We start from the raw sequence: 2,944 nt of genomic DNA, 5'->3' as shown, positions 1-2,944 counted from the left end.
TTTTCAGCCCCGGATTACACTACCACCAGTCAACCGCTTCCTAACCAGTTGCAGCTCTTCGACTTGTAAGCCGGACAGTAGTGGGGGGAGGGTTGTTGGGGCGGACGGTCCAGCGGGGATCATCAGGCCCCGACGCGTGAGCGAAGTCTGTTGAGCGAATAAATCCGCCGCTCAAACAGCGGGAACCCCCGACCCGGCGCTATTCGCGCGCCGTTCGGGGCTTCAACCGCATCGCGCCGTGCGACCCGCGCCGAAGCCTGCCGCCCGCGTGAGGTCTCCCCCTCTCCCGCTTGCGGGAGAGGGGGCCGGGGGGAGAGGGGTGCCCGCGGCCGCGCCGAACCATCCGGAGCACACCAGACCCGCAGTTCCCCCCTCTCCGTGCGGCTGTTTGCACGGGGAGGGGCCGGGGGAGGGGCCTCACAGCCCGCCGCCCGCGCCGCACCTCGCCTCCACGTAGACCCGCCGTTGCCGTGTGCTCCCTCTCCCACATCCGTTCGTGGGAGAGGGTCGTCGTGCGCAGCACGCGGGGTGAGGGCCACACTGTCCGGCACGCACTGCCTCTGGAAATCACCCCGGATTGGCCCGCCCTTCCTCCCACCCCTACAGCAGCCGCAGAAACTCCTCGCGGGTGGCGCGGTCGTCCAGAAACACGCCCTTCATGGCGCTGGTCACCGTCTTGGAATTCTGCTTTTCCACCCCGCGCATCATCATGCACAGGTGCGCGGCCTCCACCACCACGCCCACGCCCTGCGGCTCCAGCACGTCCATCAGCGCCGACGCAACCTGCTCCGTCAGGCGCTCCTGCACCTGCAGGCGGCGGGCAAAGATCTCCACCACGCGCGGCAGCTTGCTCAATCCCACGATGCGCCCGTTGGGGATGTACGCCACGTGCACCTTGCCAAAGAAGGGGAGCATGTGGTGCTCGCACATGGAGTACATCTCGATGTCGCGGACGATCACCATGTTGTGGTGGTCTTCCTCGAACAGCGCGTCGCCGATGGCGTCCTGCACCGTCAGGCCGTAGCCGTGCGTAAGAAAGCGAAGGCTCTTTTCCACGCGCTCCGGCGTCTTGAGCAGCCCCTCGCGCTCCGGATTTTCGCCCAGCCCGGCCAGAATCCCGCGCACCAGCGGCGCGATCTCGCCCGTGACCCCGCCCTGCTCCGTTCCGTCCGCCATCTACTCTCCCGTGTATTCCGCCGAGTTGCGCGGCGTTTCCCACAACACCAGCCGGGCCAGGCGCCCGCCCTCGATGAGCGGGGCAATGCGCCCCCACAGCTCCACCACCAGGTTTTCCGTGCTGGGGATCACGTCCCGCAGCCACTCCACGTCCAGGTTCAGGTTGCGGTGGTCCAGGTCGGCGATGACGCTTTCGGCGGCCTCGCGCACCTTGCCCAGATCCACCACGTACCCCGTCCGCGGATCGGGCCGGCCCTCGACGGTGACGTCGAGTTCGTAGTTGTGGCCGTGCCAGTTTGGATTGTTGCACAGGCCGTACAGGCTCCGGTTCTCCTCGTCGGAGAGCGCGGGGTTGTGCAGCCGGTGCGCCGCGCTGAAGTGCACGCGGCGGGTCACGCGAACGGTGGGCACGCAGCCTCCTGCCATGGCCGTTGATCGAAGAAAAAGGCCAGCCCCGCGGGGCGGGGCCGGCCTGTTCCGGGTGGCTGCGGGAAGGATTTTTGAAGCCATGTCAGAGACATGTTGCGGTGGCTTCTCCGCTGCGTCCGCCTTCCCGCGGGGGGCGTGGCGTCAGCCGCGAGAGGCAGCCCCGGCTTCAAAAGTGTTGGCTCAAAAATTTTACTCCCCGCCGCCTCCAGACCAGCCGCATTATAAGGATGGCGCGCGGCCGGGGTCAAGTGCGGCGTCCGTGCGGGGCGGGGTGTTGTTCCGCGCCGGATGCGGGTAGTTTTGGGGATGGCAGACGCACCCGGAGGCAGGTTGGAAGAGCAGACGCTGAACGCGATTCGCGGGCTGGGCCACCGGCTCACGGGCCCGCGGCGGGGCGTGGTGCGCGAGATGGCGCGCGCCTCCGCCCCGGTCACCGCCCGCGCCCTGCACGCGGCCCTCGCGGACGGCGGCACCGACCTGGCCACCGTGTACCGCACGCTGCACTGGCTGGTGGAGCTGGGCATGGCTCGCCCCGTGGTGACGGGCGGCGCGGAGCACTTCGAACTGGTGTCGCCCGACGGGCACTCGCACCACCTGCACTGCGACGACTGCGGCTCGCTGCGCACGGTGTCGCTCTGCGGGCTGGACCGCGCCGTGCTGGACCGCATCGAGCGCGAGTTCGGCTTCCAGGTCGCGCACCACCGCCTGACCTTTCACGGCCGCTGCGCCGGGTGCAGGGCGGAGTAGGCGGTTTCCGTGGATGAGAATCTGCACGGCTCCACAATCAGAGTACCGGAGCGCCGTCCCGGGGTGGATGCGGTTCATCGATCCGCCCTTCATCCCATCCTCGGGTTCGATGATTCCGCGGTCGTAGGGTAGATCACGGCGGGATTCGATGGCGAGTGTAGTTGATCGACATGCGGCCGTATGTGGTGTTCGCGCAGTTCTGTTGATCAGCGGCGAATCCCAAGATTTGGAGTGTTCCACAGCCCTCGCTCGAAAGCGGATGAATCCGCCGCTCCAGAAGCGGTAACCCCCGACACATGGCCGCTGTCGCGTCCACGTTCGGGGCTTCAACCGACCCCGCGGAAAGCCCGTCGCCCGTCGTCCGCACCGGAGTGGAGGACCCAGTCCGCGAAGGCGGACTTCGTGCTGGTCCAGCGGCGAATTCATTCGCTCCTGGAGGGCGGACGCGCCGGACATCGCCGCCTCGCACCCGAGCTTCGGCCACAGTCCGCGAAGGCGGACTTCGCGCCGTTGTTGCCGCGACTTCAACGCTTGGTGTGAGTTTCTCACCAGCCGAGCAGATCGGCAAAAGCGAGCGGCTGTCGTCCTAGCT

At 67.7% G+C, this 2,944-nt stretch carries 3 protein-coding genes; 1 reads left to right on the top strand and 2 read right to left on the bottom strand.

The features are described 5' to 3' along the window. Positions 1 to 600 precede the first annotated feature (600 nt). Together folE and HNQ61_RS28140 are read right to left on the bottom strand one after the other, a co-directional pair. Positions 601 to 1,176, bottom strand: coding sequence for a GTP cyclohydrolase I FolE (folE, locus tag HNQ61_RS28145; protein WP_170039251.1), 576 nt, complete (start codon positions 1,174 to 1,176; stop codon positions 601 to 603). Next, positions 1,177 to 1,587 (bottom strand): 6-carboxytetrahydropterin synthase, encoded by a 411-nt coding sequence (locus HNQ61_RS28140; protein ID WP_205762106.1) that lies wholly within the window; start codon positions 1,585 to 1,587, stop codon positions 1,177 to 1,179. It lies immediately after the preceding gene. 324 nt (positions 1,588 to 1,911) lie between these two features. On the opposite strand from HNQ61_RS28140, the gene HNQ61_RS28135 reads away from it, so the two are divergent. Beyond that, positions 1,912 to 2,352 (top strand): Fur family transcriptional regulator, encoded by a 441-nt coding sequence (locus HNQ61_RS28135; RefSeq protein ID WP_205762109.1) that lies wholly within the window; start codon positions 1,912 to 1,914, stop codon positions 2,350 to 2,352. Positions 2,353 to 2,944: the final 592 nt, after the last annotated feature.

It is taken from the genome of Longimicrobium terrae, assembly GCF_014202995.1.
GTDB lineage: Bacteria > Gemmatimonadota > Gemmatimonadetes > Longimicrobiales > Longimicrobiaceae > Longimicrobium > Longimicrobium terrae.
Note: the sequence above shows the minus strand (reverse complement) of the source record. Positions and strands in the feature narration are given on the sequence as shown.